Consider the following 17088-nt stretch of genomic DNA (forward strand, 5'->3'; position numbering starts at 1 on the left):
CGGGCTCTCCAACTATCCAGGCGGTGGATTTTTGTCGGAGCGAACCTGGGACGGATGGACGCACTGAAAGCAGTGCTGTGCAAGGCACGAGGGCTGTTCGATTGTCGAACAACATCCCGGACGAAGCACAAGAGGACTCGCCGGGTGACGAGAAATCTTGTTCCCTACGCAGGCGCTAACCTGATCAGGTTCAACGGGATCCGGTATTTACCGATCTCAGCCTTCCAACAAGGCACCCCGACAAGAACGAGGCCAGTCTAGACCATGGCGTGGGCAAATTGCCAATAGCGGTGCATTCAGCGTGATGAATGGCGTGATTGCGGGATTGTTGCGCCGGGTCAGCCCCACTACACTCGGGGGCTGCCACAATGCTTGACGCCAGGAATGGCAAAACTTAGCCTTGGGCGCTAAATTATCGCCGTAATATTCACACTAGGGATCGCCTCATGCTGCGCAAACTTTCACTGGCTCTTGCCGTGTCTTGTGCGACCAATGGAATGGTCTGGGCAGCTGAAGCGCCCTTGTCCGCGAAAACCGATTTGGTCAGCGTCTACCAGGAAGCGGTGAACAACAACGCCGACCTGGCCGCCGCCCGCGCTCAATATGGCGCGCAAAAAGAAGTGGTGCCCCAGGCTCGCGCTGGCTTGCTGCCCAACCTCTCGGCCGGCGCCGACAGCAATAACGTGCGCACCCAGATCGCCCAACCGGCGGCCACCGCCAATCGTGACGCGCATTCCTGGCGTGCAACCCTGAGCCAGCCGCTGTTCCGCGCCGATCGCTGGTTCCAGTTGCAAGCCGCCGAAGCCGTCAACGAGCAAGCCTCGCTGCAACTCTCTGCCACCGAGCAGAACCTGATCCTGCAAAGCGCCGAAAACTACTTCGCCGTGCTGCGCGCCCAGGACAACCTGGCGTCGACCAAGGCCGAAGAAAACGCCTTCAAGCGTCAGCTCGACCAGTCCAACGAGCGCTTTGATGTGGGCCTGTCGGACAAGACCGACGTGCTGCAATCCCAGGCCAGTTACGACACCGCCCGCGCCAACCGCATCGTCGCCCAGCGCCAGGTGGACGACGCCTTCGAAGCGTTGATCACCCTGACCAACCGCCAGTACAACGCGATCCAGGGCGTCGTGCACACACTGCCGGTGCTGCCACCGGCGCCGAATGACGCCAAGGCCTGGGTTGAAACCGCCGGTCGCCAGAACCTCAACCTGCTGGCCAGCAACTACGCGGTGACCGCCGCCGAAGAAACCCTGAGACAGCGCAAGGCCGGCCACTTGCCGACCCTCGACGCCGTGGCGCAATACGAAAAGGGTGACAACGACGCACTGGGTTTCAGCAACCCTAACCAACTGCCGGTGCCCTATGGTGGCGATGTGTCCCAGCGCACCATCGGCTTGCGCCTGAACATCCCGATCTACAGTGGCGGCCTCACCAGTTCACAAGTGCGCGAATCCTATTCGCGCCTCGATCAAACCGAACAGCAACGCGAAGGCCTGCGTCGCCAGGTGGTGGAAAACACCCGCAATCTGCATCGTGCGGTGAATACCGATGTGGAACAGGTGCAGGCGCGTCGCCAGTCGATTATCTCTAACCAGAGCGCGGTGGAAGCCACGGAAATCGGCTATCAGGTGGGCACGCGCAACATCGTCGATGTGCTGGATTCACAGCGCCAGCTCTACGCTTCGGTGCGCAACTACAACAACAGCCGCTACGACTACATCCTCGACAACCTGCGCTTGAAGCAGGCCGCGGGCACGCTCAGCCCAGGTGACTTGCAGGACCTGACGCGTTACCTCAAGGCTGACTACAACCCGGACAAGGACTTCCTGCCGCCGGACCTGGCCAAAGCCGCCGCCGAGCAGCTCAAGGCCCGCCCAGGCTACTGAGCACAGCACAAAACCAATGTGGGAGCTGGCTTGCCAGCGATAGCATCACCTCGGTCTACCTGATGGACCGAGGCGTTTGCATCGCAGGCAAGCCAGCTCCCACATTTGGATCAGCGTTGAATCAGTCTGTCCAGGCCATCCAGCAAGCGCTTGAGCGCGCCCTGGTTGGCCTGCATCACCGCGAGCCCCGCCTGCGCCATCTTGCGCGCGTCCTGCGGCAGCTCGAACAGTTGCCGCACCGCCTCGGCTAATCCCTCAGCATCGTCCACCTCACGCAACGCCCCGGCGTCGCGCATCATCACGCTGATTTCGAGGAAGTTGAACAGGTGCGGCCCCATGATCACAGGCTTGCCCAACGCGGCCGGCTCCAGCGGATTATGCCCACCGGTCGCCACCAGGCTGCCGCCGACAAACGCACTGTCGGCCAGGGCATAGAGAAACAGCAGCTCGCCCATGGTGTCGCCGAGCAGCACCGAGGTGTGCGCGGTAACGGCTTCACCGCTGGAGCGGCGTACCGTGGCAAACCCTTGTTGCCCACACAGCTCGAACATCGGGCCGAAACGTTCCTGATGTCGCGGTACCAATATCAGCAGCGCGTTGGGATAACTTTCGAGCAGTTGGCGATGGGCGGCCAGTACCACGTCGTCCTCGCCTTCATGGGTGCTGGCGGCGATCCACACCGGGCGCTCACTGGCGCCCCACTGCTCGCGCAAGGCCGCAGCACGCACCGGCAGCTCGGGGTCGATGGTCAGGTCGAACTTGATCGAGCCGGTGACTTCGACCGTTTCCGGGCGCGCACCCAAGCTCAGAAAACGCTGGGCTTCGGTGTGGGTCTGCACCGCGAACAGGCTCATTTCAGACAGCATCGGCGCGGTCAGCTTGGCGAAACGCGCATAGCCCTTGGCCGAACGCGCCGATAGGCGCGCATTGGCCAGCGCCACTGGAATACCGCGTTGTGCGCAGGCGTGGATGTGGTTGGGCCACAACTCGGTTTCCATGATCACCGCCAGCTTGGGCTGCACGCGATCAAGAAAACGCTTGGCCGCGCAAGGCAGGTCATAGGGCAAATAGCAGTGCTGAATGCGCGGCTCATTGGCGAACAGCGCCTGGATGCGCTCGGAGCCGGTAGGCGTCATGCAGGTCACCGTGATCGGCAGCGTGGGATGGCGCGCCATCAGCCCACGGATCATTGGCGCAGCGGCAATGCTTTCGCCCACCGACACCGCATGCACCCAGATCCCGCCCGGCTGCATCACCGGCAAACCATAGGAAAAACGCTCGCCGACACGCTTGGCATAGGCCGGCGCCTTGCGCGCACGCAGCCACAGACGTAAAGCCACCAACGGCAGCGCCAGGTAAAACAGACAGCTGTAGAGAGTTCTATTCATGGCGGCGGAGTTTATCGGCTTTTTCAGTCAATCGCCTGCAAGCACTCGGCAAATCGTTCAGTCAGGAAACGCGCTGCAGGGCCGAGGTGCTCGTCACGACGCCAGACCAGTTCCACCACCAGCGCGGGCGGCGTCCATTCGCTGTTCAATTCCACCATTTGTTGGTGGTAGGTCGGGTACTGCACGATATGCCGAGGCAACCAGGCCCAGCCCAGGCCACTCATCAGCCATTCGGCCAACACGTAGAAACTGTCGGCACGCCACACCAGCGGGCTGGCGGCTTCGCTGCCGGGGTAGACACTGGTCTGGGTCGACATCAGCAACTGGCGATACTGCGCCAGGCGCTGGCAGTCCACATACTCGTCCCTGGCCAACGGGTGGTTCACGCCGCACACCGTGACCATTTCCACACTGCCCACCACCCGACGCTCAAGGGCCTCGGGCATCTGGTCGTGATAGAACAACAGGCCCAGGTCGGCTTTACGCTCCACCAGCTTGCGCGCCACATCGCCTTGCGCGGCGCTGGACAGCTGCACTTCCAGGAGTGGAAATTGCACGGCAAGCGCCTCAAGGCTATCGAGTACCGGCTGGTACAACATGGCTTCATCCTGGGCCAGGCGCAGACAGGCTTCCTCGCCGCGCGTCAGTGACAGCGCCCGGCCATTGAGCCGTTCGCACTGGCGCAGCACCTCGCGTGCCTCCTCCAGCAATACGCTGCCGGCTTCGGTCAGGCGCGGCTGGCGGCCGCTGCTACGCTCAAACAGGCTGAGCCCCAAATCAGCCTCCAACAAGGCAATTGCGTTGCTCACCGCCGATTGCGCCTTGCGCTCGCCGCGCGCTACAGCCGAAAACGAACGCTGCTCGGCGACGCTCACAAACAGGCGCATCTGCTCCAGATTCCACTGCATGCTCATGGCTAGCCCATCTTTAATTCGGATAGGTAATGACTTTATCTCATCTTCTGAAGCGTTAGAATGCCGACCTAAACAAGCCTGCAACACATCGAGGACTACCCCATGAATGCCGCCTACATTTATCTGGCCATTGCCATTTGCTCGGAAGTGGTTGCAACCGTTTCCATGAAAGCCATCAAGGGCTGGAGTACGCCTCTGCCGCTGGCACTGGTCATCATCGGCTACAGCATTGCGTTCTGGATGCTGACCCTGGTGGTGCGCACTGTACCGGTGGGCGTGGCGTATGCGGTCTGGGCCGGCATGGGCATCGTGATGGTCAGCATCGCGGCGCTGTTTATCTACGGGCAAAAGCTTGATGTCCCGGCGATACTCGGGATGGGCCTGATTGTGCTGGGTGTGGTGGTCATTCAACTGTTCTCGAAAACCGCCGGGCACTGACCGCCACTCAACAGCCTGTATACTGCGCCTCTTGTCTTGAACACTGAGGTCGCCGATGCCATCCGTTATTTCCACCGACGTTCTGATTGTCGGCGCCGGAGTTGCCGGCCTCTGGCTTAACGCGCGCCTGCGCCGCCAGGGGTTTTCCACGGTGCTGGTGGAAAGCGCCACACTGGGTGGCGGGCAAAGCGTGAAGTCCCAGGGGATCATCCACGGCGGTGCGAAGTACGCCCTGCACGGCGCCCTCACCGGCGCATCCGAAGCAATTGCCGACATGCCGCGACGCTGGCGCGAAGCCTTGGCCGGTCACGGCGAGCTGGACTTGTCCGGCGTACGCTTGCTGTCCGAAGCCCATTACCTTTGGTCCCCCGGCACACTTGCCGGCAACCTCACCAGCTTCTTCGCCAGCAAGGCCGTGCGTGGCCGTGTCGATCAGGTCAAAGGCGACGACTTGCCCCCGGCCCTGCAGGACCGACGCTTCAAGGGCAAGGTCTATCGCCTGGCGGAACTGGTGGTGGACGTGCCAAGCCTGATCGAACGCCTGGCCCAACTGGCCGGTGATGGCTTGCTCGCCGGGCAGCACATCGAACCGCTGCTGGACGGCGACACGCTCGCGGGGTTGAAGGTCGATGGCCGCGAGATCCGCGCCCAGCGCATCGTGCTGAGTGCCGGGGGTGGCACCGCTGATCTGCTGACCTCTTTGGGCCTCAGCCAACCCGCCATGCAAACGCGCCCGCTACATATGATTATCGCCAAAGGCCCGGGCCTGAAGCCGTTGTATGCGCACTGCCTGGGCGGCGGCACCAAACCGCGCATCACCGTCACCACTCACCCGGCTGCCGATGGCGATTGGGTGTGGTACATGGGCGGCGATATCGCCGAGGCGGACGGCGTCGCACGCACGCCTGAAGAACAGATCGCCACCGCGCAAAAAGAGCTGGCGCAATTACTGCCGTGGATCGACATGAGCCAGACCCAGTGGGCCACGCTGCGGGTTGATCGCGCCGAGCCACTGCAATCGGGCCTGACCCGCCCCGACAACGCCTTCCTCGCCGAACAAGGCCGCCTGCTGGTGGGCTGGCCGACCAAGCTGGCGTTGGCGCCGGACTTCGCTGATCGCGTGCTCAACGCCCTGGAGCGCGACGGCATCCGCCCTAGCGCCAGCGAAACCCTGCCCGACCTGCCAAAACCGGCCCTCGGCCAACCTGCCTGGGAGCACCTGTTGCCATGAGCCTGCCAACCCTGCACGACCTGCATCGCCCACTGGGCAACACCGGCCTGCTGGTGTCGCCACTGGGCCTGGGCACCGTCAAGCTGGGCCGCGACCAGGGGGTGAAATACCCCAACGGCTTCCAGATTCCCAACGACGACGAAGCACGGATGTTATTGCGCCAAGCCCAACAGCTGGGCATCAACCTGATCGACACCGCCCCCGCCTATGGCCGCAGCGAAGAACGCCTGGGGCCGCTGTTACGCGGCCAGCGCAAGGATTGGGTGATTGTCAGCAAGGTCGGCGAAGAATTTGCCGATGGCGTGTCCCGTCATGACTTCAGTGCCGCCCATACGCGCCTGTCGATTGAGCGCAGCTTGAAAAGACTTGAAACGGATTTTATTGACCTGGTGCTGGTGCATTCCGATGGTAACGACCTGCATATCCTCAACGATTGCGAGGTGTACCAGACCCTGGCGGAGCTGAAAAAAGAGGGCAAGATTCGCGGTTTCGGCTTCTCCGGCAAAACTGTCGAAGGCGGTATGAAGGCTCTGGAACAGGGTGATTGCGCGATGGTCACCTACAATCTGAACGAACAAGCCGAGAAAGCCGTGATTGATTATGCGGCGGCCCATGGCAAAGGCATCCTGGTGAAAAAGGCCCTGGCCAGCGGCCATGTGTGTCTTGCGTCTGGAATGGATCCAATTCGCGCCAGTTTCATGTTGTTGTTTGCGCAAACGGGTGTCGCCAGTGCTATTGTCGGGACCATTAATCCGCTGCACCTGGCCCATAACGTGGCGACCGCTGCCCAAGTCATTCGTCAACTCTGATGCCGCCGACGCGGCCGACACCGTCGCAAAAAGGAGCCGACATGCCGCGTACGCTCATTAGAAAAAACCCCAGCAACTTTAAAACACTGCCGCTGCACGTCGAAGCCACCCCCGAAGGCCTGAGCTACCAGAGCGTGGGCATGCCGCTCAACTTTGCCCAGACCCTGCAACGGCGCAAGCCGGTGGAGGTGGCTGACCCCGAGCGTTTCGCCCTCGAGCTGGCGAACCTCGGCGTGTCGGTGCGCCTGACCCTGCACTGGCAGAACAAGGATTACTGGGTGCTGGTGCGCCAACGCCGCCAGGACCGTGGCGATGTGGTGCTCAAACTGATCTCCGGCTACGTCCCCGCCCACGAACTGAACCTGCCGCTGCACACTGCCATTCAGGAAATTGCCGAAGAGTGCCTGCTGGAAACTCCCGAGGGCTGGCTGGGCGGGCGCTTCAATGACACCTGGCTGCCGGCACCCTACTCTGCGGCCTTGCATTACCGTGAAGCCTTGCCGTTTCGCTTGAGCCCTTTGTCCGGTGCCGCACGCCCGGTGCGCTGCGCGACCACGCAATTGATCGAACGCCCACGCGCTTACGTGCACCTGCCCACAGCGTCGCTGCAATTGATTTACGACCTGCGCCTGGAAGTGCCGAAGGAAGCCAAGTCCCTTAGCCTGTTCCATGTGGATGAACGGCTTGAAGGCGACCAACTAGTGGCGCGCCTGGACCGCCAGCGGCCCGACCTGTACCTGATGCCCTTGAAAGATGGCCAGCCGCTTGCAGAGCTGTACACCGTCAAGAAAGACCAGCTTTACCCGGCCAGTACGCGAGGCTTGTACCTGGCGGAAAGTTTCGCCCAGCAGGAGGGTTGGCTGGTGCGCGACGAGCGAATTCGCTGGAAGGATTGGGTCAGGCAGCAAGGCCTGGCGGAGCCGGAAAAAGAATCGAAGCTCAAGCGCTTGACCGGCAAGGCCCGGCAGATGCTGCGCAAGATCGTGCCGAAGAAAAAGGCCAGCCGCTGAACTCAAAAACGAAGCAGATCAATGTGGGAGCGGGCTTGCTCGCGAACGCGGTGCATCAGTTACACATGTACTGACTGACACGCCGCATTCGCGAGCAAGCCCGCTCCCACAGTTGATTGTGTTCAGCTGTTTAGTAGCCGCTCCAGGCCGACCTTCAACGGGGTTGGCTCAGGCAGCGTGAAACTGGCCAGCAACCGCTGGTTGTTGGCCCGCGAATGCCGAATATCCCCCGAACGCGCCGGCCCGTAGGTGATTACCGGCAACTGCCCCACCACCTCTTCCAGTGCCTGCAATACCTGCTTGAGCGTGGTGGTGCGGTTCCAGCCGACGTTGATCGCACCCAACGGTGCCTCAGGCGCTTCAATGGCCTGTACCAACACATCCACCAGGTCTTCCACGTACATGAAATCGCGGGTTTGCTCGCCATCGCCAAACACGCTGATCGGCACACCCTGTTGCACGCGCTCGCTGAAGATACTGATCACGCCTGAGTACGGCGATGAAGGGTCCTGGCGTGGCCCGAAGATATTGAAGAAGCGAAAAATCACCGGTTCCAGACCATGCTGGCGGCGGTAGAAATCGAAGTAATGCTCACCGGCCAATTTGTCCGACGCGTAAGGCGTCAGCGGAGCCTTGGTGGTCTCTTCGTCAATCGAAGCGCCCTCGCCATTGTTGCCATACACCGCAGCGCTGGAAGCAAACACCACACGCTTCACACCGGCCTTGCGCATGGCTTCGCAGACATTCAAGGTGCCGACAAAATTGCTCTGGTGCGTGCTGACCGGGTCATCCACCGAAGCTTGCACGGAAGCCACTGCCGCCAAGTGCACCACCGCCGTGGCGCCGACGGCGGCTTGCGCCACCAGTTCGGCGTTGGCGACATCACCTTCAATCAGCTGTACGCGCGGGTTGTCCAAGGGCACATTGCTGCGCTTGCCGGTGGACAGGTCATCAAGCACCCGCACGGCGTAGCCTTTTGCGAGCAATGCATCGACCAGGTGCGAGCCGATGAAGCCGGCACCACCGGTGATAAGGACCCACTTATCTGCGTTACTCATTGTTGCGGATCTTCTCGACAATGGCCGTGGTCGAGCTGTTTTCAACCAGCCCCAGCACTTTGACCGTACCGCCGTAAGCGCTGACGATGTCTGCGCCCACGACTTGATCAACGGAGTAGTCGCCGCCCTTGACCAGCACGTCTGGCTTGACTTGGGCCAACAGGTTTTCCGGGGTGCCTTCAGAGAAGCTGATCACCCAGTCCACAGCCCCCAAACCGGCCAATACGGCCATGCGTCGGTCGACACTGTTGATCGGACGGCCCGGGCCTTTCAAGCGGCTGACCGAGGCGTCGTCATTGACGGCGACGATCAGGCGATCGCCTTGAGCGCGCGCCTGTTCCAGGTAAGTCACGTGACCGGCATGCAGGATGTCGAAGCAACCGTTAGTGAACACAATGCTTTCTTTGTGGGCACGGGCATCGTCAATCGCCAGCAGCAATTGTTCGAGACTCAGCACGCCACGCTCCGAGCCTTCGGAACGCTGGATCGCCCGGCGCAACTCAGGTGCGCTGATGGCAGCGGTACCCAGTTTGCCGACCACAATACCCGCCGCCAGATTGGCCAGGGCCACGGCGTGGGGCAATTCTTCACCGGCCGCAATGGACGCCGCCAGGGTGGAAATCACCGTATCACCGGCACCGGTGACATCGAACACTTCACGGGCCCGCGCCGGCAGGTGCATCGCCGGGTGGCCCGGGCGCAGCAGGGTCATGCCGTGCTCACCACGGGTGACCAGCAAGGCACCCAGGTCGAGGTCGGCCATCAGCGCGGCGCCCTTGGTCACCAGTTCGTGCTCATCGGCGCAACCGCCGACGATGGCTTCGAACTCGCTGAGGTTTGGCGTGATCAGGCTGGCGCCCCGATAAATCGAGAAGTCCTTGCCCTTGGGATCGGCCAGCACCGGGATGTTGCGGGCCTTGGCGGCCTGGATAAGCACTTGATGATTCTTCAGGGCGCCTTTGCCGTAGTCGGACAGGACCAGCACCTTGATGCCTTCGAGCAACGCGTCAACCTGACCGCTCAGGGCCAGGGCGTCGGTGGCGAAGGGTTCTTCGAAATCGATACGCAGCAATTGCTGGTGACGGCTCATGACCCGCAGCTTGACGATGGTCGGCTGATGGGCAATGCGCTGGAACAGCGCGCGCACGCCTGCACCGCGCAGGCTGTTGGCCAGGCTGTCGGCGGCTTCGTCGTCGCCGGTTACACCCACCAGGGAGGCCGGTGCGCCGAGGGCGGCAATATTGAGGGCAACGTTGGCAGCGCCACCTGGACGGTCTTCGATTTGCTCGACCTTGACTACCGGTACCGGTGCCTCAGGGGAAATCCGTGAGGTACCGCCATGCCAGTAACGGTCGAGCATGACATCGCCGACCACCAAGACAGGGGCTTGATCGAATCGCGGCATGGACAACTTCATGGAGCAACCCACATACAAAATGAACAGGGGCGCGATATTAGCACAGGGTTACAGGCGGCTTGTGGAGGGCGTGACAGAAGATTGTGTGGCAGGCCTGCCAGGGATGCGCTATCGCGGGCAAGCCCGCGCCCACCGGGTTTTAGGTGATGTCGGCAGACACCGGCGCGTCCAGGCCCATAGCATGCAGGCGCGCGTAATAGCCGTTCTGCTTGAGCAATTCGGCGTGGGTACCGCGCTCGACAATCCGGCCGTCGTCCATCACCAGGATCAGGTCGGCCTTCTCGATAGTGGACAAGCGGTGCGCAATCACCAGGGTCGTGCGGCCCTGCATGACCTTGTCCAGAGCCGCCTGAATGTGCCGCTCGGATTCGGTGTCGAGGGCCGAGGTGGCCTCGTCGAGAATCAGCAGCGGCGCATTCTTGAGCAAGGCCCGGGCGATTGCCAGGCGCTGGCGTTGGCCGCCGGACAACAGCACGCCGTTTTCGCCCACCTGGGTATCGAAGCCTTTGGGCAACTGGTCGATGAAGTCCTTGGCATAGGCATCCGCCGCCGCCGCTTCAACGTCTGCCCGTGGCGCACCGGCCAGGTCGCCGTAGGCGATGTTGTTGGTCACGGTGTCGCTGAACAGGGTGACATGCTGGGTCACCTGGGCAATGTGCCTGCGCAGGTTGAGCAGTTTGTAATCTTCGATCTCTACACCGTCGAGCAGGATTTCGCCGCTTTCATGGTGGTAGAACCGCGGGATCAGGCTGGCCAGGGTCGACTTGCCGCTGCCGGAGCGGCCCACCAGAGCGATCATCTGCCCAGGTTCGGCCGTAAAGCTGATGTCCTTGAGCACATGGCGTTCGGTGCCGGGGTAGGTGAAGTTCAGGTTACGTACGTCCAGGCGGCCGCTGACCTTGTCGCGTTCGACGGTGCCGCGGTCGACTTCCTTCTCTTCGTCCAACTGTTCGAAAATGCTTTCAGCACCCGCCACGCCTTTCTGGATGGTCGAGCTGACTTCCGAGAGTTGACGGATCGGCTTGGGTAACAGGCCGGCCAAGGTGATGTAGGCAACCATGTCGCCAGCAGACGCATCGCCGCGAAGGTAAAGCACCAGGAACATCAGCACGGCCATGGCGGTGTAGATCACCAGTTGCAGCAACGGCGTGTAGATCGCCCCGGTGCGGGTCATGCGCAGCTGCTTGTCGGTGTTGCCCTGGCTGGCCTTGAAGAAGCGCTTCTCTTCGTAGACTTCGCCGCCGAAGCTGCGCACCACGCGGTAACCCTGAATGGTTTCGGAAGCCACGTGGGTCACGTCGCCCATGGCCACTTGGATCTTCTTGCTCTGCTTGCGGAATTTCTTGCTGGCCGTGCTGACCATCACCGCAATCAGCGGCAGGATGGCGATCATCACCAGCGTCAAGCGCCAGTTCATGAACAGCAGTGAGGCAAACAGGAAGATCACCGTCATGCCTTCGCGAATCACCACCTTGATGGCATCGGTCGCCGCACCCGTGACCATGGTCACGTTAAAGGTGATGCGGGAAATCAGATGCCCGGAGTTGTGGTTATCGAAGTAGCGGTTGGGCAGCGTCAGCAGGTTATTGAATAACTGCACGCGCAGGTCGTGGACCAGGCCCAGGGAGACCTTGGCCAGCAGGTAGTTGCCCAGGAACGAACCCAGGCCCTGCCAGGCCGCGATCAGAATGATCAATAAAGGCACGGCTTGCAGCAATTGCAGGTCGCGCAGGAACGGTACGTTGGGGAACAGCACCGCTTCCGGGTTGGATAGGCCGTCGACGAAGTACTTGAGGATGTACCCCAGCATGGGCTGGGTCGACGCGAAAATCAGAAATCCAACGATACTCAGCGCGAACAAGCCGGCATAGGGCTTAACGTACATGAGCAGGCGGAAGTATATTTTCAAGCTCGAAGGGCTTGCGCTCGGACTGGAGTCGGTCATATCACGCGGCGTTTTGAAAAAGGAGGCTGACTTTAGCACAGCTTCTCTGTTGTACTTGCACCCGGTATAACCCACGGCCCGGTTGGATCCAACCGACGACATTACATAGCGACTACTTTAAGATGGTCGGCTTTCTCAATTCTGGAATGGCTTTTCTGTATGCACTCCAAGCGCCTTGCCTACGGCTCAAATCGCGTTTTCGACTTCCTGGTCCTATGGATTTTGCCCATTGGCTTGTTGTTGCTCCTGAGTTCGCTGTTCTACGTCACCAATCGCAATGTCATGCACCGGTTCTACTACGGTTTTTTCAGTGTGCCGACCTTGTTCCTGCTGTGCTTGCGCCCTCGGGAAATCAAGGAGCTGTTGCGTGAACCCCTGATCGTCGCGTTCCTGGCGTTTTGCGCCTGGGCGCTGACCACCGTGTTGTGGAGCCCGGAACCTACCGGCGACTCCAACCTGTACAAGGTGCCACTGCAAACGTTCATGCTGTTTGCCGGCTGCGGGCTGCTGCTGCATTACCGCAAAGAGCTGTTCAAGCCGATATTCTTCAGTGCCGCCGTGATCGCGCTGGTGGTGTGCCTGTGCAACCTGGTGGCATTCGCCAAAGGCTTCGAGCCCGGCCTGAGCATGCGCATGATCGGGGGCCGCGGTGCCCTCGACAACCCACTGCTCAGCTCCCACCTCTTCGGCTTTTTCTGCGTCTATTGGCTCTATATCTGCATCACCACCCAGCGCCTTCGCGTGCTGTGCTTCAGTGCGCCTGCACTGGCGATCATGACGTTAGCGATCCTGGCCACCGGCTCCCGCACGCCGCTGGTTGCGCTGACGCTGGCCGCCGTGTGGATCGCCTTTGTCAGCCGCAATCGCCGCTCGGCACTGATGATTGCAACCCTCGTGCTGGGGGCTGCGGCGCTTCTGCTGTTTTATCCCGAAGCAATTACCGAGCGTGGCAGTTCGTACCGCTTTGAGTTGTGGGGCATGACGCTGCAGCGTATCGCCGAGCACCCCTTCATCGGACACAGCTACGACTCCGAATTGTCCCTGATCGTGGACGGTGTCGAGCTGATGGAACCCCACAGCTTTGCGCTCGGCGTGCTCTATTATGTCGGCATCATCGGCTTTATCCCGTGGATCTTTATGCTTGGCTGGGGCCTGTACAAAGGCTTTAAAGAGCGGGCACAGCCGCTGTTCCTAATGACTTCCGCCCTGCTGGCCTACGGCATCGGCGCCGGCCTGACTGAAGGCGGTGGCATCCTGTCGCGGCCCAAGGAGCACTGGTTCCTGCTGTGGATCCCCCTGGCCCTGATCGCCGGACTGAGCATCGCCAAACGTCGTGGCAGCCTGCTGCGCATGCCGGTGCAAACGCCCAAGCAGCAGGCGTTTGAAGCACTGCGCAGCGGCGCTGATGTCATCGAGGAAGATGGTCTTGGGCCGAAAGTCCTGCGCCTGCAGGATGGTAGCTTCCTCAAGCTGTTCCGGGCCCGCCGCTGGTACACCTCCGGCATGTTCAACCCCTATTCGGAACGCTTTGTCAGCAACAGCGAACAACTGCGACGGCTAGGCGTTGCATCACCGGCCATCCTTGATCTGTATTATCTGCAGGATGGCAGCAGCGCCGTGCACTATCGGCCGCTGCCCGGCCTGACGCTGCGTCAGGCCCTGCAAAGCCTGGACAGCAGCCTGCGTGAATCGCTGATTGAACGGTTCGGCCGGTTTATGGCTCAGTTGCACGAACGCGGTGTGTACTTCCGCTCCCTGCATTTGGGCAATGTGCTGCTCTTGGAGGACGGTGAGTTCGGCCTGATTGACGTGGCAGACATGCGCATCTTTCCGTCAGCGCTGCGCAACACGCTGCGCCAGCGCAACTTGAAGCATATGCAACGCTATTCGCAGGACCGCAACTGGTTGTTCGAAACCCACTTCGAACAGCTGGCCAACGGGTATGCGTCGGTCGCATCGCCGCAAGCCACGCTGAAAATCCGCGAGCAGGTCCTCACACTCGCTCGCCCTGCCACCTGAAGGCGAGCCCGGTGCGCCCCTGAAACGGGGCGCACTCACGCGGTATCAGTCTTTTTCCAGCGGGGAAAAGTACAGTCGGCCAAGGCCGCGCCAGGTTTTCTTGTTCCAGGCACGAAACGGAATCTGCGCCAACAGTTCTCGCGCCAATGCACGATTGCGATTGGACGTCTTGAGGAACATGGAGCTTAGGAACTTGTAACGCACCTCGTCATATTGCGGGTGGTCACTGAACAGCGCGTAGGAACGCAGGATGTTGTCGATCATGAATCGATGATTCTTGTACGAGTTGGTAGCGTGCTTGCGGTAGCGCGCCATCACCACGTTCAAACCGTCGATGAAGTACCCGGCGCGGGTAATCTTCAGCTCGATCAACAAGTCTTCCAGGCGAATCTGCGGGTCGAACCCACCGACCTTTTCCAGCGCCTCGCGCCGGATCATCAGCGTGGGCGCTGGCGGGTAGGGTTTGCGCTCCAGAAACATATCGTCGAAGTCCAGGCGCCGAAAAGGCACATCCCGGCGCTGGCGCTTCTCGGGAAACAGCTCGCCGTTGGAGTCGATCAGCTCGATATTACCGGCACAGATACCCACCTCAGGCTTGCCATCCATATAGGCCACCTGGGTCGCTATGCGCTCCGGCAACATGATGTCGTCGGAGCCGAACGGCACAATCAGCGGGCCTTGAGAGCGTGCAATCGCGCCATTGAGCGTATTGGTCAGCCCTTGATTCTGCTGGACACGAAAGTCGAAGGCATGGTGTTCCTGCAATCGACGAATGCGCTCGACACTGTCGTCTGTCGACCCATCGTCAATCACCAACAGCTCGATGTTGGGATACGTCTGGTTCAGGACGCTGAGGATGCTTTCCTCAATGTAGGGCGCATGGTTGTAAGACGCGATGATCACCGTGACCAAGGGCTGACTCTGGTTCATACATTGTTCCTGCGTGCTTGAGCCAATCCTGAATCAATCAGTTCCAGGTATTCCTGGCGGAACACCTCAATGTCGTGCTGCGCCTGAAGGTACTGATAAGCCTGCTCGCCTTTCTGCGCGAGCGCTTCATCGGACAGCGCCAGGTAGGTGTCCAGCGCCTGGGTCAGCTCGGGCACGTTGGCCGGCTCCACGGCCAGGCCACCCGCGCCTTCAATCAGCGGCAGCATGGCCGGTACGCTTGAGGCGATCACTGGCAGGCGACCGCTCATGCCTTCCAGCAGTGCCAGGCCCAAGCCTTCTGCCAGCGAAGGCATCGCCCAGATATCAAAGGCGCGTACGTATTGCAGGGCATTTTCCTTGAAGCCCAGCAAATGCACACGACCCGCCAGACCGAGGCTGTTGATTTGCGCGGCCAGGTTGGACTCTTCGCGCCCGGCTCCAATGATGGCGAGCTGCGCCGAAGGGTATCGGTCTTTAAGCGCCGCAAATGCCTGCAACAAATAGGTGTGGCCCTTCACCGGCACCAGTCGCCCCAAGGCGCCGATCAACCGAACCGAAGGGTCGATGCCCAGCAACTCGCGCGCGCGTTCACGCGAATGCTGCAAGCCTTCGGCCTGCTCGATGTCGATGGCATTGGTAATGGCGTAGGTATTGCGGTCGGTAAACCCGCACTTGCAGTCCAGCAGGTACTGCTTGACCGCTGGCGACACGCCAACAAAACGCCAGTGCTCGTCGATCCAGCGCTGGGCCTGCTTGCGTCGGTAAAGGCGGTCGTACTCGCCAAAACCGTGGGAGATGCCGATGCACAACGGGATCTTCAACCAACGGTTCAGCTGCAACATCATGTTGACCGGCTTGAAGCGGTTGCACACCACGACGTCAAATTTTTCCTTGCGGCAAAACTGATACAGCCGCCACATGGCGCGCAGTCTCAAGCCCTTGAGCGACTTGTCGGAAAACTCAAAGTAAACGGACGTGGCGGCGCGACTGACCGGGTCCGCAGGCCCAGGCCGGCCACGCAAAAAGGCGGCGGTGACTTCATAGCGGTCCGCAGGCAATGCCTTGACGATCTGTTCGGCCAGGTCGGCAAAATCATGGGATTTAACATTGTAGTCAGGCTGCAATTGCAGGACCTTGAGACGCCGACTCATAACTCTCCTCGATGGAAACCTGTGGCATCAACAACCCAGGTTTTTTCAGCGGCCAGCGTCTCGATGTACTCGGCGTCTGGCGCCGGCAGCAACGGCCACTGATTACGCTTCCAGCAGACAAAATGGAAATACGGAAACTCCCGACCGCCATCCCTGTCGTTGGTCAGGCGACCATTATTCCAGAACCATTGATGCGGGAAGCGATCACTGCCGTCGTGCCATTTGATCGCACCACCCGGCGTACTGAACGCCTCGGTGAATTCACTGCGCCGACGCCACGGGTTGAGCTTGCCTACCAGCTCGAACAGCGGCTTCGGAAAATTCTTGCGCCACAGGAAAATCCTGCTGAACGCGCCTTCATCCAGGGCATGATGCTCCTGATCAGTGAAGCGCGCTTCCCAATCCTTGATCTGCATGAACACTTGGCGCTTTTTGGCGGTATTGCGCATCAGGCACAAATGGCCGGCCACCCGCCGCTCATGGGTCGAGAACAGGTCATAGCCGGCCAACCGATCGGCAGTGAAGTATTCGCGCAGGTTGCCATAGATCAGGTCCAGGTCGCCAAACGCCCAGAAATCGTAGCCATTGAGGCGGTCAGCATGAATGTGCCCCAGCGCTGGCTTGATATCACACAGCTTGTACGGCGCCTGGGGCGCAAAGTTGATGTACAACCGCTGTGACACCAAAGCGCAGTAATCGGCAAAGCTAATACTTTCAATCCGGACGTTGTCCGGCACGTTGGCCGGTATCGGACAGTCGCTGAACAACAACCAGTCGATGTCCGCGTTGCGTCTGCAGCTTTCGAGAAAAAACGGCATCCAGAATGGCCAGTGACCAAAGTACGGGATAAGAAAAAGGATGCGGGGGCATGGATTAATCACTGGGGACTCAC

The 17088-nt window shown here is 60.7% G+C and carries 14 protein-coding genes and 1 riboswitch; of the genes, 6 read left to right on the plus strand and 8 right to left on the minus strand.

Features of this window, described 5'->3' with window-relative positions; all coding sequences use genetic code 11:
• Positions 1-144: 144 nt before the first annotated feature.
• Positions 145-250: riboswitch (TPP riboswitch) on the minus strand.
• 196 nt (positions 251-446) lie between these two features.
• Positions 447-1886, plus strand: coding sequence for a TolC family outer membrane protein (locus tag ACI77D_RS00910; RefSeq protein WP_064450382.1), 1440 nt, complete (start codon positions 447-449; stop codon positions 1884-1886).
• 110 nt (positions 1887-1996) lie between these two features.
• On the opposite strand, the gene waaA is transcribed toward ACI77D_RS00910, so the two are convergent.
• Both waaA and ACI77D_RS00920 read right to left on the minus strand, forming a co-directional pair.
• The gene (gene waaA, locus ACI77D_RS00915; RefSeq protein ID WP_407015881.1) at positions 1997-3274 is read right to left on the minus strand and encodes a lipid IV(A) 3-deoxy-D-manno-octulosonic acid transferase; all 1278 of its coding nucleotides are present in this window, start codon (positions 3272-3274) and stop codon (positions 1997-1999) included.
• Between the two features lie 23 nt (positions 3275-3297).
• Entirely contained in the window at positions 3298-4188 is an 891-nt protein-coding gene (locus ACI77D_RS00920) for a LysR family transcriptional regulator (protein ID WP_407015882.1), read from the minus strand.
• A gap of 102 nt (positions 4189-4290) precedes the next feature.
• On the opposite strand from ACI77D_RS00920, the gene ACI77D_RS00925 reads away from it, so the two are divergent.
• The 4 genes from ACI77D_RS00925 to ACI77D_RS00940 are packed head-to-tail and all read left to right on the plus strand — an operon-like array spanning position 4291 to position 7676.
• The gene (locus ACI77D_RS00925; RefSeq protein WP_407015883.1) at positions 4291-4626 is read left to right on the plus strand and encodes a DMT family transporter; all 336 of its coding nucleotides are present in this window, start codon (positions 4291-4293) and stop codon (positions 4624-4626) included.
• Between the two features lie 55 nt (positions 4627-4681).
• Positions 4682-5857: an NAD(P)/FAD-dependent oxidoreductase gene (locus ACI77D_RS00930; RefSeq protein WP_407015884.1), complete on the plus strand. Its 1176-nt coding sequence runs from the start codon at positions 4682-4684 to the stop codon at positions 5855-5857.
• Positions 5854-6666: an aldo/keto reductase gene (locus ACI77D_RS00935; protein WP_407015885.1), complete on the plus strand. Its 813-nt coding sequence runs from the start codon at positions 5854-5856 to the stop codon at positions 6664-6666. The genes ACI77D_RS00930 and ACI77D_RS00935 overlap by 4 nt, the downstream gene beginning before the upstream one ends.
• A gap of 41 nt (positions 6667-6707) precedes the next feature.
• Complete coding sequence (locus ACI77D_RS00940; protein WP_064450376.1) at positions 6708-7676, plus strand: hypothetical protein; 969 nt, start codon at positions 6708-6710, stop codon at positions 7674-7676.
• 122 nt (positions 7677-7798) lie between these two features.
• On the opposite strand, the gene ACI77D_RS00945 is transcribed toward ACI77D_RS00940, so the two are convergent.
• The 3 genes from ACI77D_RS00945 to msbA form a co-directional block, all read right to left on the minus strand.
• Positions 7799-8734, minus strand: coding sequence for an NAD-dependent epimerase/dehydratase family protein (locus tag ACI77D_RS00945; RefSeq protein ID WP_407015886.1), 936 nt, complete (start codon positions 8732-8734; stop codon positions 7799-7801).
• Entirely contained in the window at positions 8727-10151 is a 1425-nt protein-coding gene (gene hldE, locus ACI77D_RS00950) for a bifunctional D-glycero-beta-D-manno-heptose-7-phosphate kinase/D-glycero-beta-D-manno-heptose 1-phosphate adenylyltransferase HldE (protein ID WP_064450374.1), read from the minus strand. The genes ACI77D_RS00945 and hldE overlap by 8 nt, the downstream gene beginning before the upstream one ends.
• 139 nt (positions 10152-10290) lie before the next feature.
• The gene (gene msbA / locus ACI77D_RS00955) at positions 10291-12096 is read right to left on the minus strand and encodes a lipid A export permease/ATP-binding protein MsbA (protein ID WP_221293770.1); all 1806 of its coding nucleotides are present in this window, start codon (positions 12094-12096) and stop codon (positions 10291-10293) included.
• 159 nt (positions 12097-12255) lie between these two features.
• On the opposite strand from msbA, the gene ACI77D_RS00960 reads away from it, so the two are divergent.
• Positions 12256-14115 carry an O-antigen ligase family protein gene (locus ACI77D_RS00960; RefSeq protein ID WP_407015887.1) on the plus strand — a complete coding sequence of 620 codons (1860 nt, stop codon included), beginning with the start codon at positions 12256-12258 and terminating at the stop codon, positions 14113-14115.
• A gap of 45 nt (positions 14116-14160) precedes the next feature.
• On the opposite strand, the gene ACI77D_RS00965 is transcribed toward ACI77D_RS00960, so the two are convergent.
• Genes ACI77D_RS00965 through ACI77D_RS00975 form a run of 3 tightly spaced genes read right to left on the minus strand, consistent with a single transcriptional unit; the run spans position 14161 to position 17077 of the window.
• Positions 14161-15045, minus strand: a complete 885-nt coding sequence (locus tag ACI77D_RS00965) for a glycosyltransferase (RefSeq protein WP_221293768.1) — start codon at positions 15043-15045, stop codon at positions 14161-14163.
• Positions 15042-16196, minus strand: a complete 1155-nt coding sequence (locus tag ACI77D_RS00970) for a glycosyltransferase family 4 protein (protein ID WP_064450370.1) — start codon at positions 16194-16196, stop codon at positions 15042-15044. The genes ACI77D_RS00965 and ACI77D_RS00970 overlap by 4 nt, the downstream gene beginning before the upstream one ends.
• Complete coding sequence (locus ACI77D_RS00975) at positions 16193-17077, minus strand: DUF6625 family protein (protein WP_407015888.1); 885 nt, start codon at positions 17075-17077, stop codon at positions 16193-16195. Before ACI77D_RS00975 ends, ACI77D_RS00970 begins: the two co-directional genes overlap by 4 nt.
• Positions 17078-17088: the final 11 nt, after the last annotated feature.

This window comes from Pseudomonas sp. O39 (assembly GCF_045447295.1).
Lineage (GTDB): Bacteria > Pseudomonadota > Gammaproteobacteria > Pseudomonadales > Pseudomonadaceae > Aquipseudomonas > Aquipseudomonas antarctica_A.